This is a genomic window from Streptomyces sp. NPDC127595 (assembly GCF_042671685.1).
Taxonomy (GTDB): domain Bacteria; phylum Actinomycetota; class Actinomycetes; order Streptomycetales; family Streptomycetaceae; genus Streptomyces.
In genome coordinates, this window is sequence record NZ_JBHXWK010000006.1 from 127,835 (window position 1) to 145,217 (window position 17,383).

The following is a 17,383-nucleotide window of genomic DNA, read 5'->3' on the forward strand; positions in this document are numbered from 1 at the left end:
CCACTTCACGCACGGGTCCCGCCTCGGGTACGGGACCCACTTCACGCACGGGTCCCGCCTCGGGTACGGGACCCACTTCACGCCCGGGTCCCGCCTCGGATACGGGACCCACTTCACGCCCGGGTCCCGCCTCGGATACGGGACCCACTTCACGCCCGGGTCCCGCCTCGGATACGGAGCCGGTCACTCCGGCACCTCCACCTGGCTGCCGGCCGGGACATCCCCGGTGATCGCGACGAAGCCGTCGCCCCACGCCCCGAGCTTCACCGGCACCCTCTCGAGGCCGCCGTCCTTCGCCGAGACGACATCCACCACGTAACCGCCCCCGGGCGTCCCGACGATGGCCGTGGCCGGGACGGAGAGCACGTCCTTGGCGACGACGGTCGTGTAGTGCACCGTCACCGGCGCCAGCACGAGGTCCTTGCCCGCCGACGGCTGCTCAAGGCTCGCCGTGACCTTGTACACCCCCTTGTTGTCCGCGTTCATCTCCAGCGTCGTACTGATGGACTGGACCGTCGCGGCGACCCTGTCCCCGGAAGGGAACTCGACCTCCAAGGGGGCGTCTTGCTTCATCAGGTTCCGGTCGAGCGGATCGAGGTCGAGCATCACCACACGGACGGTGTCGGAGACCTTCATCACCGATGTTCCGGGCGCGGCGGGACCGCCCGGGTGGGCGTCGAGCTTCGCGACCCGGACCGGTCCGGAGGCGAAGACCACGTCGCCCAGGGAGACCACGCCGTCGACCACGGCACCCGTCTTCCCCTGGAACTCCTCGACCGCGTCCGTCGTACGAGAGTCCCAGTGGCCGTCCGGATATCCGTCACCCTTCGTGCCGTACCCGAGCGCGAGCAGCGCCGCCTCCAGCTCCTTCACGTCGGCGCCGTCGGACATCCCGGGCCGCAGGTCCCGCCACGCGGGCACCTTGCCCGCCAGCAGCACCACGGGCCGGTCGTCGATCCGCATCAGCACGTCTCCGGAGTCGAACTGCTCGTCCACGGCAGGCAGTTGCGTGATCACGCCGCTCCGCCCCGGCGACAGGGCGCGCAGACCCTGGTAGGCGACAACGCCGTTCAGCGTCTGGGTCAGGGTCAGATCACGGACTGCGGCCTCGGCGGTGGCGTACGAACCCTGCCCGCCGCCGTCAGAGGGACTTGTCGTGGGCAACGTCCTTACCAGCAGCACGGATACGACCGTGACCGCGACGAAGACGCAGAGCACGGCCACGCCAACGCGCCGCCTCCCCGCCTTCCCTGCCTTCCCCGCCTTCTCCCCCCTCTCCGTCGTCATCACTTCTGGCACGCCTTCAGTGCCTTGGCCGCGGCCGGGTCGGTGCGGTCCAGGCTCTTGCCGAAGGGTCCGTCGGTCTGCCCGGGGACCGGATCTGAGACGTCGATCCCGTGTGCGCGCAGGCACTTGGCGAGCGCGAGCAGTTCCTCCTGGTTCTCCTGCGCCTGCTCGGGGTCCTGCTTCTCCCGGTCCTGGACGATCCCGGCGATCAGGTGGGCGCAGTTCTTGTCGGCCGCCTTGAAAGCCGCCGCCTCGGTGTCGACCCCGTCGTAGAGCGAGCCGGGATCGCTGGGCTGCGGATCCGGCACCTGCACCCCGTTCGTCCGCATGCACTGGGCGTACGCCAGCAACGCGTCCTGCGTCGTGTCCTGCTGGGACTGCCCGGATTGCCCTGACTGCCCTGATTGCCCGGCCTGTTGGGCTTCCGTGCCTCCGCCCGAGCTGCCGCAACCGGTCAGGAGCAGCGCGACGGGAAGCAGCAGGGCGGGGAGCAGAAGCGCCGCCGAACCACCGCGTATAGAACGCGACATGGCCTTTCACCTCCGTGGTTGGTGAGGAGTGAGGACCACCACGGTGGCGAGGAATCCTTCAGACGACCTGAGCCGGGCTGAGCGGGAGCTGAACCTCGAAGTGGGCGCCGCCCAGCGGGGATTCGGTGACCGTGACATCACCGCCGTGCCGACGCGCGATGCCGCGCGCCATGGCGAGGCCGAGGCCGACTCCCCCGTCGCCCCGGGCCCGGCTGCCGTCCCCCAGCCGTACGAACCGCTCGAACACCCGCGCCCGCTGCTCCACGGGGATCCCGGGCCCGTCGTCGTCCACGCTGAACACGGCGCGGCCGCCGGCCGTCCCGACCCGCACCGCCACCCGGCCGGCCGCGTGGCGGTCGGCGTTGTCGAGCAGATTCCTGGCCAGCCGGGCCAGTTCGGCGACCACACCGGTGACCTCGACCGGCTGCCCGAGCGAGGCAACGGCCTCTGCCCTGCTCACGGCACGCAGCTCTCCCGCCACGACCTCGTCCAGCCGTACGGTCTCGGCTCGCCGGGACACCGTCGAATCCTCGGTGCGGGCCAGAATCAACAGGTCGCCGGTGAGCCGGTCGAGCCGCCGGTGATCCTCCAGCAGGCGCCCGGCGACACCTCGCCAGTCGTCGGCACTCCGGTGGGCCAGCGACACTTCGAGCTCCGCCCGGATCACGGCGAGTGGTGTACGCAGCTCATGGGACGCGTCCGAGACGAACTCGCGCTGCCGGCGAGCGCCCTCGTCGAGGCGGTCCAGCATGGCGTTCAGCGTGGTGGTCAGCCGCTCCACCTCGTCGCCGGTCCTCGGCCGGGGCAGCCGTTCGCCAAGCGTCGAGTGGCTGATCGCCTCGGCCCGCCTGCGAATGGCCTCGATCGGCCGCAGCGCGCGGTCCACGGTGAACCAGGTCAGCAGCCCGACGAACGCCGTCAGCACCGGCGTACCGACCCACAGCGCCCGGACCACCAGGTCGATACTCCGGCTGACCGGCCCGAGCCGGGACACCGCGGACACCGTCCGTACGCCCTCGGGCGTGACGACCGTGCGGGACGCGACCACGAGGTCCTCGGCGGGGACCTGGACGGGCTCTTCGGAGGGCCGGGCGGACGGACGGTCCTCCGCAGCCCCCGTCGGCAGCTCGGGAATCGTCTGGACGATCCGCCCGCTCTCGTCCTCGACACGGATCACGGTGACGACGTCCACCGGGCTGTACCGCCGGTCGGTCGCGGGCTTCCCGCCCGCCAGTTCGTCCGCCACCCGGTCGACCTCGCGGACGGCCGCCTCTTTGACATCACCGATCAGGGTGTGCGACATGCCACTGACCAGCACGACCGAGGCGAGCGTGAGCACCAGCCCGACAGCCAGGGTCACGAGCGCGGTCAGCGTGACGCGCAGAGTTGGCCGCCATGTGACGCGCGGGGTCGGCCTGCGCGTGAACCGCGGGACGGCCAGCCACGCGCCCCGCAGGGTGGGCCACCACGTACCCCGCCGCAGGATGCGCCGACGCCACTCACGCATCGGGATCGACCAGCCGGTACCCCAGCCCCCGCACCGTGTCGATCCGCGCCGCCCCGATCTTCCGCCGCAGCCCGGACACGTACACCTCGATGAGGTTCGCGTCCCCAGGCGCGTCCAGCCCCCAGACCGCCCGAAGCAGCCGCCCCTTCGACAGCACGCGGTCCCGGTTGCGCAGCAGCACCTCCAGCACCGCCCGTTCCCGCCGCTGCAGCCCGACCGCCTGCCCGCCCACGGTGCAGTCCCCCGACTCGGGGTCGAGTGTGAGTCCCCCATGGCTGAGCAGCCGCGGACGAGGTGTGGCCCCCCTCCGCGCCAGCGCCCTCAAGCGGGCGACGAGCACGACGAACGAGAACGGCTTCCGCAGGTAGTCGTCCGCCCCGACATCGAGCCCGTCGGCCTCGTCGTACTCGCCGTCCTTCGCGGTGAGCATCAGGACCGGAGTCCAGACCTGCTCGGCCCGCAGCCGCCGCGCGATGTCGTATCCGCTGAGCGACGGCAGCATGATGTCCAGCACGATGACGTCGTGCGCTCCCTCACACGCCTGCCAGTACCCCTCCAGGCCGTCGTGCACGACATCGACGTCGAACCCCTCGGCGACCAGCCCGGCGAACAACACGTCCGCCAACCGCACGTCGTCCTCGACCACCAGTAATCGCATCCGGCCCACGGTGGCACACCACCCTGAACACGGCCTTAACCACCCTGCTCCGCACAGCTACCGGCAACTCCCGGAAACGCCAAGATCCCGCCCGATCAACCAGATCGGACGGGATCTTGTCAACTGCCCCTGAGCGAACCCAAGAACAGTCCCTGCATGCAATGTGGACCTGTGGGGATTTGAACCCCAGACCCCCTCGATGCGAACGAGGTGCGCTACCAGACTGCGCCACAGGCCCTTGCAACGAGAGAAACTCTAGCATCCCCATCAGGGTGCCCGGAAATCCGTTCCTGGCTGGTCAGCCGGTGGCCCCGAGGGGCCGTCACGGCAGCCTCACTCGTTGGCCGCGCGCGGCCGTTCCCCGTCCTCGTACTGGTCGAACAGCGGGGTGCGACCGCGCTCGCGGGCGCGGCGTGCGGACGCGGCGCGACGGGCGTCGCTGCGACTGTCGTCGGCGCAGTCCGCGCCATCGGCACCCCCGTCGTCCTCGCAGTCCTCCTCGGCGGCGCGCTCCGTGTCGGACGCGCTCGGCTCGACGGCGCTGGACCGCGCCGAGCTCCACGCGTCCGGCCCGCCGAGGTCGACACTCGATGTGGCCCTGGGTGCGACCGGCGCGGTGACATACGTCGGAAGCGGAACCGGCACCGGATCCCAGCTGTCACCCCGGCCGGGGCCCCGCTGACGCTCGCGCTGCTGATCCACCCACTCCGCGTGGTCCGTCTGCTCGACGAGCGCGCGGCGGTCGGCGGCGAGCGCGGAGAGACCGGGGTCGGTCTCCGGCTCCGGTCCCTCGTCCGGCTCGTCGGCACCGGGGTCGACGGTCGGCCGTCGTCGCGGCTGCCGTTCCCGCAGCCGCTGCGCCGCGGCCTCGGCCCGGCGCCGGTCCATCGTGTACGTGAAGCGGCGCCGTTCCTGGGCGCGCAGATACACGATGTACCCGCTCAGCATCACTGCCGGTACGCCGGGTGCCCACAGGAACGCGAGCCCCCCGACGGCCGCCACGATCGTGCCGAGCGTGAAGGCGAGGAAGAGCATCACCGTCGTACGCCGTCGGCGCGCGAGCACCTTCGAGCGCCGGGCGCGTGCCGCGGCGTCCGCGGAAGCAGCACGCCGCGCGGCAGGGGTCTGCCGGGACGCGGGCTTGGGCTCGGAGTTGGGCCGTGCCGCCTGCTTCGGCGTGGGTCTGGCCGACTGCTGCGGTACGGGTCTGGAGGCGCCCTGCGCGGAGTGCGCGCCGCGCGCCGGTTCCTGCGCCGCGTGCGCCGGTGTCCCGTGCTGGGTTCCGGGCCTGCCCGTGCTCTGGTGCGTCGACTCCGGCTCGGGCTGGACGGGGGGCTGGGCCTGAACCCGCTCCCGTACCTGCGGCCGGGACTGTGCCTGCGCGTGCGCCTGTGCCTGCGGTCGTTGCTGGGCCGGTGCCTGCGCGTGCGCCTGCGGTCGGTGCTGGGCCGGTGCTTGCGACTGGGCCGGAGGCATGGCGAAGGCCCGGACGTCCACCGAGTCGGTGACGCCGTCCGAATCGGCGCTGGGCTCCCCCTCTTCGGTGGAGCGCGCCCGCAGGTCCTTGGCGTATCGGCGCTCCATGCCCGCCCGTCCGGACAGCAGCCGGATGGCGGTGCTGAAGCGTTCCGTCGGACGGGCTTCGTTCAGCTCGTCCTGCCTACGGAGCCACATCGGCACCAAGTAGGCGGCCCAGGCCCCGACGATGACTGCGTAGATGAGGCCGCTGCTGCTCACGCCTCACACGGTAGAGGGGTTTGCGTGAGGCCATCTGCCAATTGAGTCGGTGTGTCGCACGATCTGGCTGATATTTCGAGCTTTTTTTGTGACCGATGCGATCAGCTGGCCGCCGGGACCGCGAATTTAATGCCCCGAGACGATCGCCGGACGATCGCCGGGCGATCAATTTCGAACACCTATTTCATTTACTGGCGTTGCCGGGCTTGCTCGGATTCTGCGCGCCCGTCTGCCCGGGTCGCACCTGCTCGTGCCCTGCCTGCCCCGGCCTGGTCTGGTCCAATCGCGCCTGTTCGGAGCGCGCCCGCTCCGCGCGCGACCGCTGCCAGCGCCCGAGCAAGCCCTCCGGCACCTCTTCGGCGGTGAGCGCGAAGACGAGATGGTCGCGCCAGGCTCCGTCGATGTGAAGATAACGTGGACGAAGGCCTTCCTCGCGGAATCCGAGTTTCTCCACGACTCTGCGGCTGGGCCCGTTCTCGGGGCGAATGCAGACTTCGATGCGGTGCAGTCCGACGGTACGGAAGCAGTGGTCGGTCACGAGCGCCACCGCTGTCGGCATCACTCCGCGCCCCGCCACCGACTGGTCGACCCAGTAGCCGATGTGCCCGGAGCACATCGAGCCCCAGGTGATCCCGGCGACCGTCAACTGCCCGACGAGCCGCCCCTGGTACTCGATCACGAAGGGCAGCATCCGGCCGGCGTTGGCCTCGGCGCGCAGGTGCCGGACCATCTGCCGGTAGGTCGGCCGGTGCGCGATCGGACCGCTGGGCGTGGGCGGCGGAATGGTCGCCTCCCAGGGCCGCAGCCAGTCCCGGTTGCGCCGGTTGACCTCACGCCAGGTCCGCTGGTCGCGCACCTTTATCGGCCGGAGGACGACATCGCCTTCCACCAGCTCGACGGGCCACGATGGGGTGTTCAGCTCACACCCCCGGCGCCGCTGGGTCTGGGGTGGTCGCCGCCGCGGATCTGGTCCACGGCGTGAATCAGCAGGGGCTCCAGGACGGCCAGCCCGTCCTTCACCCCGCCGGAGGATCCCGGCAGGTTGACGATCAGCGTCCCTCCCGCGACTCCGGCGAGCCCCCGGGACAGCGCCGCCGTCGGCACCTTCTCCCTCCCGAACGCCCTGATGGCCTCGGGAATCCCCGGGATCTCGTGGTCGAGAACCCGACGCGTGGCCTCCGGGGTCCGGTCGGTGGGCGAGATGCCGGTGCCGCCGGTGGTGACGATGACGTCGTACCCGGCGTCCACACCGGCGCGCAGCGCGGCCTCGACGGGATCCCCGTCCGGGACGACCCGCGGGCCGTCCACCTCGAAGCCGTACGAGGCCAGCCCCGCGGCGATCAGAGGTCCGCCCTTGTCCTCATAGACCCCCGCGGCGGCCCGGTTGGACGCGGTGACCACCAGGGCTCGGTACGACGGCGGGGCCGTCATTCCCTGCTCCAGTCGCCGGACTTGCCGCCCGTCTTCTCCTCCACGCGTACGTCCGTGATGACCGCCCTCTTGTCGACCGCTTTGACCATGTCGATCACGGTGAGGGCCGCCACACTGACCGCGGTGAGGGCCTCCATCTCGACCCCCGTACGGTCCGTGGTCTTCACGGTGGCGAGGATCTCGACGGCGTCGTCCGCGACCGACAGATCAAGCTTGACACCCGACACCGACAACGGGTGGCAGAGCGGGATCAGGTCCGGCGTGCGCTTGGCGCCCATGATGCCGGCGATGCGTGCGGTCGCGAGGGCGTCGCCCTTGGGGACGCCCTCGCCGCGCAGCAGCTCGATGACACGGGGTGAGACCAGGACGCGGCCGCTGGCACGGGCGGTGCGCGCGGTCACGTCCTTGCCGGACACATCGACCATGCGGGCGGCGCCCACCTCGTCGATGTGCGTGAGGCGGTCCTGTTCAGGGGGTCCGGGGGTCTCCCCCCGGGATGGAACTGTCATGTGCTGCGGCGCTCCCGGTCGGCCTGTTGTGCGCGACACGGTACCGCCAACCCGGGCCGCTCAGCCGAGCAGGACCACATCGACCTCGGCGCCGGGCTCGACCGAGGTGTCGTCCTCGGGGACGACGATCAGACAGTCGGCCTGTGCGAGGGCCGCGACCAGGTGTGATCCGGCGCCTCCGACGGGCGTCACCCGGCCGTTCGCGTACTTCCCCCGCAGGAACTGTCTGCGTCCCGCGGGCGAGGTCAGAGCCTTGTCGGACGCGACCACGGCCCGCACCGTCGGGCGATGGATGTCCTTCAGGCCCATCAGGGTGCGGATCGCGGGGCGCACGAAGAGCTCGAAGGAGACGTACGACGACACGGGGTTGCCCGGGAGCGCGAGCAGCGGGGTGTGGTCGGGGCCGATGGTGCCGAAGCCCTGGGGTTTGCCGGGCTGCATGGCGAGCTTGCGGAACTCGATGCCGCTGCCCTCCTCGTCCTCGTCGCCGACGGAGGAGAGGGCTTCCTTGACGACGTCGTACGCGCCGACGCTCACCCCGCCCGTGGTGACCAGCAGGTCCGCCCGGATGAGCTGGTCCTCGATGGTGGCGCGGAGCGTCTCGGCGTCGTCGGCGACCGCGCCCACCCGGTAGGCGATGGCTCCGGCGTCGCGGGCGGCGGCGCAGAGGGCGAAGCTGTTGGAGTCGTAGATCTGTCCGGTGCCCAACTCCTCGTCGGGCTGAACGAGTTCGCTGCCGGTGGACATGACGACCACACGGGCGCGGGGGCGTACGCGCACGGTGCCGCGGCCGATCGCGGCGAGCAGGCCGATCTGCGGCGGGCCGAGGATCGTGCCGGCGTCGAGGGCGCGGTCGCCCGCCTTCACGTCGCTGCCCTTGGCGCGCACGTGCGCGCGTGCCTGGGCCGGGCGGTGGACCTGCACCTGGCCGAAGGCACCCTCGGGAGCCGCGCTGTGGGCCCGCATTCCGGAGACCGGGCCCTCGCCCAGGCCGCCGTCGGTCCACTCCACGGGGACGACGGCCTCGGCGCCGGGCGGCAGCGGGGCGCCCGTCATGATGCGGGCGGCCTGGCCGGGGCCCACGTGGAGCAGCTCGGCCTGGCCCGCCGCGACATCGCCGACGACCGTCAGAACGGCCGGGAACTCCTCGCTCGCGCCCGCGACATCCGCGACCCGCACCGCGTACCCGTCCATCGAGCTGTTGTCGAACGGTGGCAGGGAGACCGGCACCGTGACGTCCTCGACCAGGACGCAGCCCTGGGCGTCGAGGAGTTGCAGCTCGATGGGTTCGAGGGGGCGCACGGTCGCGAGAATGTCCTCCAGGTGTTCGGTCACCGACCAGATGTGGTCCTGGCCGGTGACGCGGGTCGCGGCGGTGCTCAAATCGCTACATCTCCTCGGCTACGTAACTGCGAAGCCAGGTCCGGAAGTCCGGGCCCAGGTCTTCACGTTCGCATGCGAGTCTGACAATGGCACGCAGGTAGTCGCCGCGGTCTCCGGTGTCATAGCGGCGGCCACGGAAGACGACGCCGTGCACCGGGCCGCCGACCTTCTCGTCGGTGGCGAGCTGCTGGAGGGCGTCGGTGAGCTGGATCTCGCCGCCGCGGCCCGGCTCCGTCTTGCGCAGTATGTCGAAGACGTGCGGGTCCAGGACGTAACGTCCGATGATCGCGTAGTTGCTGGGAGCGTCGGCCGGGTCCGGCTTCTCGACCAGGCCCGTCACCTTCACGAGGTCGCCCTCGTCGGTGGTCTCGACGGCGGCACATCCGTAGAGGTGGATCTGCTCGGGCGGGACCTCCATGAGCGCGATGACGCTGCCGCCGTACTGCTCCTGGACCTCGACCATGCGCGCGAGCAGGGGGTCGCGCGGGTCGATCAGGTCGTCACCGAGGAGCACCGCGAAGGGCTCGTGGCCGACGTGCGGGGCCGCACACAGCACGGCGTGGCCGAGTCCCTTGGGGTCGCCCTGGCGCACGTAGTGCATGGTGGCGAGGTCGCTTGACTCCTGGACCCTGGCGAGCCGGTCGGCGTCGCCCTTCTTCTGGAGGGCCGATTCGAGCTCGTAGTTGCGGTCGAAGTGGTCCTCGAGAGGGCGCTTGTTGCGGCCTGTGATCATCAGAACGTCGTCAAGACCCGCTGCCGCGGCCTCTTCGACCACGTACTGGATCGCCGGCTTGTCCACGACCGGCAGCATCTCCTTGGGCGTGGCCTTTGTGGCCGGCAGGAACCGGGTGCCAAGGCCTGCTGCGGGGATGACAGCCTTGGTGATCCTGGGGTGTGACTCAGTCATGCTCGAACCATATCCGGTGGCTATGTTGAGAATCTGTGGCTCCGGTTAATTTGCTCTCATATGAGCCTATTGCGAAGCTGCGGGAGCCACCTGTGAGTCATGCCGGATCGAATGCAGATCATGACAAGCGAATGTTGCGGCGAGAATTCCTCGCGGTGAGAAACGAGTTGACGGCCGACGACCTGCGGGAATCCACCGTGGCTCTGGCCGCACGCGCCCTGGAACTGCCCGAGTTGGCGCACGCGCGCACGGTGGCGGCGTACGTCTCGGTGGGGGGCGAACCCGGAACCCTCGCGCTCCTGGACGCGCTCCACGCGCGCGGGGTCCGCGTGCTGCTTCCCGTCCTGCTGGCGGACAACGACCTGGACTGGGCGGCGTACGCCGGAGCGGGCTCCCTCGTACGTGTCCAGCACGGCGGAAAGATGGCCCTCTTGGAGCCCGCGGGCGAGCGGCTGGGGCCCGAGGCCGTCCAGGAGGCGGACGCCGTCCTGCTGCCCGGTCTCGCCGTCGACGCGCGCGGGATGCGCCTGGGACGCGGCGGGGGCTCGTACGACCGCGTACTGGCCCGCCTGAAGCGCGCGGGGGCCGATCCCGCGCTGGTGGTGCTGCTGTACGACAGGGAGGTCGTCGAGCGGGTGCCCGGGGAACCGCACGACCGGCCCGTCCAGGCGGTGGTGACCCCGGCAGGTGTACGCCGTTTCGGCTGACGGCCCCGGGCCGCATGCGAAGGGTCCACTTGCGGAAGGGGCCCTCCACGCGCGCGTGGAGGGCCCCTTCGACGTGATCGCGTCACGCCGGTTTCAGGACCAGCGTGTCACTCGTCGAGTTCTCGACCGCCTTCTCCGAGAAGGACCAGTCCAGCAGTTGGCCCTCGGCCCAGATGTCCGTCTGGTCGGTGTAGTGGGCGCTGTAGGCATGTCCCGATGCGCCGGTGAGGTTGATCCACTTGGACTTGTCGAGGTCTCCGAGGTTGACCACCATCCGCATGGACGGCACCCAGACCACGCCGTAGCCGCCCGCCGCGTTCCAGCCGGTCGCGTTGACCGTCGCCTCGCCGCCGCTGAGGTTCCAGGGGCCGCGGTTGAGCATGTACTGCACGATGCCGGGGCCGTCGACACCCAGGGTCTGGTTCTTCAGGAACAGGCGGTGCAGCCGGCCCCAGTTCCAGGTGTCGATGTCCTTGCCGAGCTTGGCGGTGAGCTCCCAGCGGGCGTCCGTCATGGCCCGGGCGAACAGCTCGTCACGGGTGTCGGTCGCCTTGTCGAGGCGCGTCGCCGGCGACTTCCACCAGTCGTTGTCCTCGTCGTCGATGATGTTGCGGACCACCTCGAACCAGCGGTCGCCGCCGTCCGGCTGCGCCTGGTCCGCGGACCGCTGGCCGCACTCGCGCACTGTCTGGTCCTCGTCCGCGGGGCCTGTGGTGTCGACCGGGGCCACATTGAGGCACTGGCCCTCGACCCGTAGCTCCTTGGGCAGTTTGTTGCCGAAGGCGAGCTTGAGAATGTTGCGCCAGACCGAGTTGAAGTAGGCGGCCGCAGCGGAATCGGCGTCCTGGGTGTAGTCCCAGCCCTCCAGGAGCTTCTGCGCCTCGCGGACGTTCGGGTCGTCGACGTCGATCTTGAGCAGCTTGGGCACCAGCAGCTTGGCGATCTCGCTGCTGTTGTCGAGCTGCATCTGGCGCATGTCCTCGGTCGAGATCTTGCCGCCGCCCTTGATCTTCGACTCGATCAGGTCGGTGATCCGCTGACTGCGCGTGCCGTAACCCCAGTCCGTGGTGATCGTGTAGGGGTACTTGTCCTTCTCGATGACGGCCTGGTTGGCGGTCACGATGTAGCCGCGTTCCGGGTTGTAGTCGTAGGGCAGCTCGGACTGCTTGATGTAGCCGGTCCAGTCGTACTTGGAGTCCCAGCCCGGCGCGGGGAGCGAGCCGTCGCCCTTGCCGCGTGTGGGGATCTTGCCGGGCAGCTGGTAGCCGATGTTGCCCTTGGTGTCGGCGTAGATCAGGTTCTGCGAGGGCACGTCGAAGGACGCGGACGCGTTGCGGAACTCGGTCCAGTTGGAGGCCTTGTCCAACTCGAAGACGGCGTCCATGGAGTTGCCCGGATCCAGCGCGGTCCAGCGCAGCGAGATGCCGTAGCCGTCGCCTCGGTCGGGTGCCGCGGTGTCGACGGTGGCCTTCTGGCCGACCTTGACGAGTTCGTCGTTGCGGTCCGACAGCAGGGGCCCGTTGTCGGTCTCCCGGACGATGATCGTCTTGGACTTGCCGCCCGCGACCTTGATGGTCTCCTCGCGGGTCGTGAAGGGCTTCACCTTGTCGTCGACCTGGTAGCCGTCGCCGGTGAGCTTCTCCAGGTAGAGGTCGGTGACATCGGCACCGGAGTTGGTCATGCCCCAGGCGATGTCCTGGTTGTGGCCGATGATCACGCCGGGCATGCCCGCGAAGGTGTAGCCGGAGACGTCGTACTGGCAGGTCGCGGAGAGCGTGGTGCAGTGCAGGCCCATCTGGTACCAGACCGAGGGCAGCGACGGCGACAGGTGCGGGTCGTTGGCCAGCAGTGGCTTGCCGGTGATGGTGTGGGCGCCCGAGACGACCCAGGAGTTGGAGCCGATGCCGTTGCCGTTCACTCCGACGGCCGTGGGCAGGTCGTCGAGAACGTCGTAGAGCCCCGACAGCTGGCTCTCCAGGTCGGAGGGCGCCGCCGTGTTGCCCGCGAGCCCGGTGCCCGCCGCGGTGCTCGTGGAGGTGCTGCCGTCCTGGACGTACGTCCCGGTGGCGCTGTCGTACTCGCCGTCCTGGACGATCGTCTCGTTCCGGCTGTACGGGTACTCCGGGTACAGGTCCTTGATCTGCTGCGGGCCCAGGCGGCTGGTCATCAGGGAGCGGTCGATCTCGTCGTCCATGTTGCCGCGCAGGTCCCAGGCCATCGCCTTGAGCCAGGCCACCGAGTCGACCGGGGTCCACTCCTGGGGCTTGTAGTCGTTGCGGAAGCCGAGGGCCGCGTACTCCAGGGAGATGTCCTTGCCGTCCTTGCCCTTCAGGTAGGCATTGACTCCCTTGGCGTATGCCTGGAGGTACTTCTTCGTGGAGTCCGACAGCTTGGTGTCGTACTCCTCCTGGGCGACCCGGTCCCAGCCCATGGTGCGCAGGAACTCGTCGTCCTTGACCTGCGAGGAGCCGAACATCTCGGACAGCCGGCCCGAGGTCATGTGCCGGCGTACGTCCATCTCGTAGAACCGGTCCTGCGCCTGGACGAAGCCCTGCGCCATGAAGAGGTCCTCGTCGGACGAGGCGTAGATCTGCGGGATTCCGTAGCTGTCCCGCTTGACGTCCACGGGTCCTGACAGACCGTCGAGTGTGATCTCGCCCGTGGTTTGCGGGAAGGAAGCGCGCACTGTGCTGACGGTCCAGAACCCGCCGAAGGCGATGCCGCCGATGACGGCCAAAACCAGGACGATCAAGAACAGTCGGGCTTTGCGCCCCTTCTTCCTGCCGGACTTGCCGGGCTTTTGGCCGGAAGAGGCGGTGGTGGTGGGGGGCATCGCTGTCCTTGCTGTCCTAACGCGAGCGGCAGGCGGGGCTGTGCATTTGACTGAGCGCTGGAGCAACCATAGGCGCAGGGCCCAGCGCGCCTTGACGCGGAGTCGGGTACCCGAACGGACGGGCGTTCGATCTTGCACCGGCGAGTGTCAAGAAAGCGTCAAGAGTTAGGTAAGGTAACGAAGTACTTGCACTGAAGTGCTCGGCTTCCGGTCTTCTGATCCGAGGGTTCCGATCCGCGTCTGCCGATCCGAGCGTTCCGATCCGCGAGCCCGGATTGACGAGAAGGGAACGGCCGCTGACTGTCCACCACCTCAACCAACTTCTGCTCGTGTGCTCGCTCGTTCTGCTCGTCGCGGTGGCAGCGGTTCGGATCTCTTCGCGCAGCGGGCTCCCGACGCTGCTCGTTTACCTGGGCATCGGCATCGCGATGGGCCAGGACGGAATCGGCAACGTCCACTTCAACAACGCCGAGCTGACCCAGGTCATCGGGTACGCGGCCCTGGTCGTGATCCTGGCCGAGGGTGGCCTCGGCACGAAGTGGAAGGAAATCAAGCCGGCCCTTCCCGCCGCCGCCTCGCTGGCGCTGGTCGGAGTCGCGGTGAGTGTCGCGGTCACGGCCACGGCGGCCCACTATCTGATCGGCCTGGACTGGCGTCAGGCGCTCATCATCGGGGCGGTGGTGTCCTCGACGGACGCGGCGGCCGTCTTCTCTGTGCTGCGGAAAATCCCCCTCCCCACGCGCGTGACGGGCGTCCTGGAGGCCGAGTCCGGCTTCAACGACGCCCCCGTGGTGATCCTCGTCGTCGCGTTCTGTGCGGCGGGCCCGGTGGAGCACTGGTACGTGCTGCTGGGCGAGATAACGCTGGAACTGGCCATCGGCGCGGCCATCGGCATCGCGGTGGGCTTCCTGGGCTCGTACGGGCTGCGGCATGTGGCACTGCCCGCCTCCGGCCTCTACCCGATCGCCGTGATGGCCATCGCGGTCGTGGCGTACGCCGCCGGGGCGCTCGCCCACGGAAGCGGCTTCCTCGCCGTGTACCTCGCGGCGATGGTGCTGGGCAACGCGCGACTGCCGCACTGGCCCGCCACGCGCGGTTTCGCCGAAGGGCTCGGCTGGATCGCGCAGATCGGCATGTTCGTCCTGCTCGGCCTGCTGGTCACCCCCCACGAGCTGGGCGGCGACATCTGGCCCGCGCTCGTCATAGGCCTGGTGCTGACCGTGGTCGCCCGGCCGCTCAGCATCGTGCTGAGCCTGCTGCCGTTCCGCCTGCCCTGGCAGGAGCAGACGCTGATGTCCTGGGCCGGGCTGCGCGGCGCCGTGCCCATCATCCTGGCGACCATCCCCATGGTGAGCGGCATCGAGGAAAGCCGTCGCATCTTCAACATCGTCTTCGTACTGGTGGTCGTCTACACCCTCATCCAGGGGCCCACGCTGCCCTGGCTGGCCCGCACGCTGCGGCTCGGCGAATCCGAGGGCCCCGCCGACCTGGGCATCGAATCAGCGCCCCTGGAGCGGCTGCGCGGCCATCTGCTGTCCGTCGCGATCCCGGGCGGATCACGCATGCACGGCGTCGAGGTGGGCGAGCTGCGGCTGCCCGCAGGCGCCGCCGTCACCCTCGTCGTGCGCGACGGGAAGTCCTTCGTGCCGCTGCCCACGACCGTGCTGCGGCGCGGCGACGAGCTCCTCGTGGTGGCCACCGATCCCGTCCGGGACGCCGCCGAGCAGCGGCTGCGCGCGGTGGGCCAGGGGGGCAAGCTGGCCGGCTGGCTGGGACCGGCGGGCGGCGGAAGCCGACGCTGAGGCCGGGTGGCCGGGGCCGGGGACGACGGCACCCGCCGCTGACCGGTCCGTCGCGCGGGGCATCGAGGCGAACAGCGCCTTAACGGTCCATATGCATTCACAGGTGAACGATGCCGTGGTGCTGGGTTTCACAGGCACCTGAGCCTTCATCCCTGTACGATGAAGGCAGACTTTGATCGAACCGACGTCGGTTCGACGTCGAACCAAACTCGAACCAACTCTGCCTGACGCAGAGCTGGCGCGACCGTATGGCGGCCGCGGTGCCTCGCAGTGGGCAGCCGGTATCTACCGCAGTTCCGCGCAAGAGGACAGCTCTCGGCGCCCCCCGCACGGGCGCGCTACCAGGTGGCAGAAAGGCACGGCCGTGGCATCCACGGTCACCTCCCGCCCCGGGTACGGACAGCTGCTGCGCACCCGCGGCGCCTGGACGTTCCTGCTCCCCGGCTTCGCCGCACGCCAGCCGTTCGCGATGCTGACCATCTCCATCGTGCTGCTCGTGCAGCACACCACCGGTTCGTACGGAGCCGCCGGCGCCGTCGCCGCCGTGACCGGTGTCTCCATGGCCCTGTTCGCCCCCTTCACGGGGCGTCTTGCCGACCGGTTCGGGCAGCGGGCTGTGCTGATCCCCGGCGTCCTGGTGCACACCCTGTCGGGCCTCTCCCTGACCACGCTCGCGCTGACGGGCGCCCCCTTGTGGGCCCTTTTCGCCGCAGCCGTGCCGACCGGCGCCTCGGTGCCGCAGATCGGCCCGATGGTGCGCGCCCGCTGGGGCGTGAAGCTCCAGGGCTCACCCCTGATGACCACCGCGGCGGCCTTCGAGTCCGTCACCGACGAGCTGACCTTCGTGTTCGGGCCGCTGGTGGCGACCGCGCTGTGCACCACCGTGGACCCGGCCGCGGGCCTGCTGACCGAGGCCGCGCTGACCCTGGTCGGCGGCCTCCTGTTCGCCGCGCAGAAGAGCACACAGCCTGCTGTCGCTCTTGACGGGCACGCGCGCGTGGAGCACGTTTCGGCGCTGCGCATCCCTGGTGTGCGGATTCTGATCGTGGCCTTCCTGGGCATCGGTTCCGTCTTCGGCGGCATGCAGGTCTCGCTCGCCGCGTTCAGTGAGTCCATCGGCGAACCCGGCCTGAACGGTGTCCTGTACGGCGTCTTCGCCGCGGGCAACATGGTCTCCGGCATCGTCTGCGGCGCCGTCGCCTGGAAGGTGGCCCCGCAGCGGCGGCTCGTCCTCGGTTACGCGGCCCTCGCCCTCACCGCCGCCGGACTCTGGGCCGCCCACTCCGTGATCGTGCTCGGCGGGCTCGGCCTCCTGGTCGGCATGTGCATCGCTCCGGCCCTGATCACCGGCTACACACTGGTCGAGGGGCTGGTGCCCGCCGGCGCCCGCACCGAGGCCTTCACCTGGCTGACCGGCGCCGTCGCGCTCGGCCAGGCGGCGGCCGTCACGGCCTCCGGACAGCTGGAGGACCGCTTCTGGGACGGCGCCGGTTTCCTGGCGCCGATGGCCGGCACCGCACTGGCTCTGATAACCCTTGTGGCTCTGCGATCACGGCTGGCGACGCGGCCCACCCACCGCACCGTCGCACGTGGCGTGGGTCACCGAGTACCGGTGACGGTGGACTGATCTCTCGGAATACGTCACTATGGACCGTCGTTAGCACTCATTGAGTGAGAGTGCCAGGAGGAAGAGCCAGTGCCGACCTACCAGTACCAGTGCACCGAGTGTGGCGAGGGCCTTGAGGCCGTCCAGAAGTTCACGGACGATGCCCTGACCGAGTGCCCCAGCTGCGGTGGCCGCCTGAAGAAGGTGTTCTCGGCCGTCGGCATTGTCTTCAAGGGCTCCGGCTTCTACCGCAATGACAGCCGCGGTTCGTCGACGAGCACCTCGCCGGCGCCGGCGTCGGCTTCCAAGCCGTCGTCGACACCCTCGACCTCTTCGTCGTCCTCTTCGGACTCGAAGTCGTCGGGATCTTCGAGTTCGTCGGGTTCATCAGGTTCTTCGAACTCGAAGTCGTCGGGCAGCGGCTCGTCCAGCAGTAGCAGCTCCGCCGCGTAGGACCTTGTTCTTACAGGACTCTTTCGTAGTTCT

15 protein-coding genes and 1 tRNA gene are annotated in these 17,383 nt (G+C 69.8%); 4 read left to right on the forward strand and 12 right to left on the reverse strand.

The window, feature by feature from the left end; translation table 11 throughout:
* Positions 1 to 183: 183 nt before the first annotated feature.
* The 11 genes from ACFVKT_RS20420 to galU form a co-directional block, all read right to left on the reverse strand.
* Entirely contained in the window at positions 184 to 1,224 is a 1,041-nt protein-coding gene (locus ACFVKT_RS20420) for a peptidoglycan-binding protein (protein ID WP_385733406.1), read from the reverse strand.
* A gap of 62 nt (positions 1,225 to 1,286) precedes the next feature.
* A complete protein-coding gene (locus ACFVKT_RS20425) occupies positions 1,287 to 1,817 on the reverse strand; it encodes a hypothetical protein (protein ID WP_385733408.1) in 531 nt (176 codons plus the stop codon).
* 58 nt (positions 1,818 to 1,875) lie between these two features.
* The gene (locus tag ACFVKT_RS20430; protein ID WP_385733410.1) at positions 1,876 to 3,324 is read right to left on the reverse strand and encodes a sensor histidine kinase; all 1,449 of its coding nucleotides are present in this window, start codon (positions 3,322 to 3,324) and stop codon (positions 1,876 to 1,878) included.
* Positions 3,317 to 3,982, reverse strand: a complete 666-nt coding sequence (locus ACFVKT_RS20435; protein WP_385733412.1) for a response regulator transcription factor — start codon at positions 3,980 to 3,982, stop codon at positions 3,317 to 3,319. The genes ACFVKT_RS20430 and ACFVKT_RS20435 overlap by 8 nt, the downstream gene beginning before the upstream one ends.
* Before the next feature lie 164 nt (positions 3,983 to 4,146).
* Positions 4,147 to 4,220, reverse strand: a tRNA-Ala gene (locus ACFVKT_RS20440).
* 95 nt (positions 4,221 to 4,315) lie between these two features.
* Positions 4,316 to 5,719, reverse strand: coding sequence for a gephyrin-like molybdotransferase receptor GlpR (gene glpR / locus ACFVKT_RS20445; RefSeq protein ID WP_385733414.1), 1,404 nt, complete (start codon positions 5,717 to 5,719; stop codon positions 4,316 to 4,318).
* 184 nt (positions 5,720 to 5,903) lie between these two features.
* Entirely contained in the window at positions 5,904 to 6,638 is a 735-nt protein-coding gene (locus ACFVKT_RS20450; protein WP_385734198.1) for a GNAT family N-acetyltransferase, read from the reverse strand.
* Complete coding sequence (locus tag ACFVKT_RS20455; protein ID WP_385733416.1) at positions 6,635 to 7,150, reverse strand: molybdenum cofactor biosynthesis protein B; 516 nt, start codon at positions 7,148 to 7,150, stop codon at positions 6,635 to 6,637. The genes ACFVKT_RS20450 and ACFVKT_RS20455 overlap by 4 nt, the downstream gene beginning before the upstream one ends.
* On the reverse strand, positions 7,147 to 7,659 hold the full coding sequence (moaC, locus tag ACFVKT_RS20460) for a cyclic pyranopterin monophosphate synthase MoaC (RefSeq protein WP_385733418.1): 513 nt from the start codon (positions 7,657 to 7,659) through the stop codon (positions 7,147 to 7,149). Before moaC ends, ACFVKT_RS20455 begins: the two co-directional genes overlap by 4 nt.
* A 60-nt stretch (positions 7,660 to 7,719) precedes the next feature.
* On the reverse strand, positions 7,720 to 9,042 hold the full coding sequence (glp, locus tag ACFVKT_RS20465; protein ID WP_385733420.1) for a gephyrin-like molybdotransferase Glp: 1,323 nt from the start codon (positions 9,040 to 9,042) through the stop codon (positions 7,720 to 7,722).
* A 4-nt stretch (positions 9,043 to 9,046) separates the two neighbouring features.
* Positions 9,047 to 9,949, reverse strand: coding sequence for a UTP--glucose-1-phosphate uridylyltransferase GalU (gene galU, locus ACFVKT_RS20470; protein ID WP_385733422.1), 903 nt, complete (start codon positions 9,947 to 9,949; stop codon positions 9,047 to 9,049).
* A 131-nt stretch (positions 9,950 to 10,080) separates the two neighbouring features.
* On the opposite strand from galU, the gene ACFVKT_RS20475 reads away from it, so the two are divergent.
* Positions 10,081 to 10,656 (forward strand): 5-formyltetrahydrofolate cyclo-ligase, encoded by a 576-nt coding sequence (locus ACFVKT_RS20475; RefSeq protein ID WP_385733423.1) that lies wholly within the window; start codon positions 10,081 to 10,083, stop codon positions 10,654 to 10,656.
* 82 nt (positions 10,657 to 10,738) lie between these two features.
* On the opposite strand, the gene ACFVKT_RS20480 is transcribed toward ACFVKT_RS20475, so the two are convergent.
* Positions 10,739 to 13,489, reverse strand: coding sequence for a penicillin acylase family protein (locus ACFVKT_RS20480; protein ID WP_385733425.1), 2,751 nt, complete (start codon positions 13,487 to 13,489; stop codon positions 10,739 to 10,741).
* A 260-nt stretch (positions 13,490 to 13,749) separates the two neighbouring features.
* On the opposite strand from ACFVKT_RS20480, the gene ACFVKT_RS20485 reads away from it, so the two are divergent.
* The 3 genes from ACFVKT_RS20485 (at position 13,750) to ACFVKT_RS20495 (ending at position 17,350) form a co-directional block, all read left to right on the forward strand.
* A complete protein-coding gene (locus tag ACFVKT_RS20485; RefSeq protein ID WP_385734200.1) occupies positions 13,750 to 15,291 on the forward strand; it encodes a potassium/proton antiporter in 1,542 nt (513 codons plus the stop codon).
* Between the two features lie 364 nt (positions 15,292 to 15,655).
* On the forward strand, positions 15,656 to 16,918 hold the full coding sequence (locus ACFVKT_RS20490) for an MFS transporter (protein WP_385733427.1): 1,263 nt from the start codon (positions 15,656 to 15,658) through the stop codon (positions 16,916 to 16,918).
* Positions 16,919 to 16,987: 69 nt separating this feature from the next.
* The gene (locus ACFVKT_RS20495) at positions 16,988 to 17,350 is read left to right on the forward strand and encodes an FmdB family zinc ribbon protein (protein ID WP_385733429.1); all 363 of its coding nucleotides are present in this window, start codon (positions 16,988 to 16,990) and stop codon (positions 17,348 to 17,350) included.
* The last annotated feature ends 33 nt before the right edge of the window (positions 17,351 to 17,383 follow it).

What these genes read in the sequence shown, in the direction of transcription:
- ACFVKT_RS20435 (WP_385733412.1), bottom strand. Translation starts at nt 3,982, where the DNA reads ATGCGATTACTGGTGGTCGAGGACGACGTGCGGTTGGCGGACGTGTTG.
- ACFVKT_RS20480 (WP_385733425.1), bottom strand. Translation starts at nt 13,489, where the DNA reads ATGCCCCCCACCACCACCGCCTCTTCCGGCCAAAAGCCCGGCAAGTCC.
- moaC (WP_385733418.1), bottom strand. Translation starts at nt 7,659, where the DNA reads ATGACAGTTCCATCCCGGGGGGAGACCCCCGGACCCCCTGAACAGGAC.
- ACFVKT_RS20455 (WP_385733416.1), bottom strand. Translation starts at nt 7,150, where the DNA reads ATGACGGCCCCGCCGTCGTACCGAGCCCTGGTGGTCACCGCGTCCAAC.
- ACFVKT_RS20430 (WP_385733410.1), bottom strand. Translation starts at nt 3,324, where the DNA reads ATGCGTGAGTGGCGTCGGCGCATCCTGCGGCGGGGTACGTGGTGGCCC.
- galU (WP_385733422.1), bottom strand. Translation starts at nt 9,949, where the DNA reads ATGACTGAGTCACACCCCAGGATCACCAAGGCTGTCATCCCCGCAGCA.
- ACFVKT_RS20425 (WP_385733408.1), bottom strand. Translation starts at nt 1,817, where the DNA reads ATGTCGCGTTCTATACGCGGTGGTTCGGCGGCGCTTCTGCTCCCCGCC.
- ACFVKT_RS20475 (WP_385733423.1), top strand. Translation starts at nt 10,081, where the DNA reads ATGTTGCGGCGAGAATTCCTCGCGGTGAGAAACGAGTTGACGGCCGAC.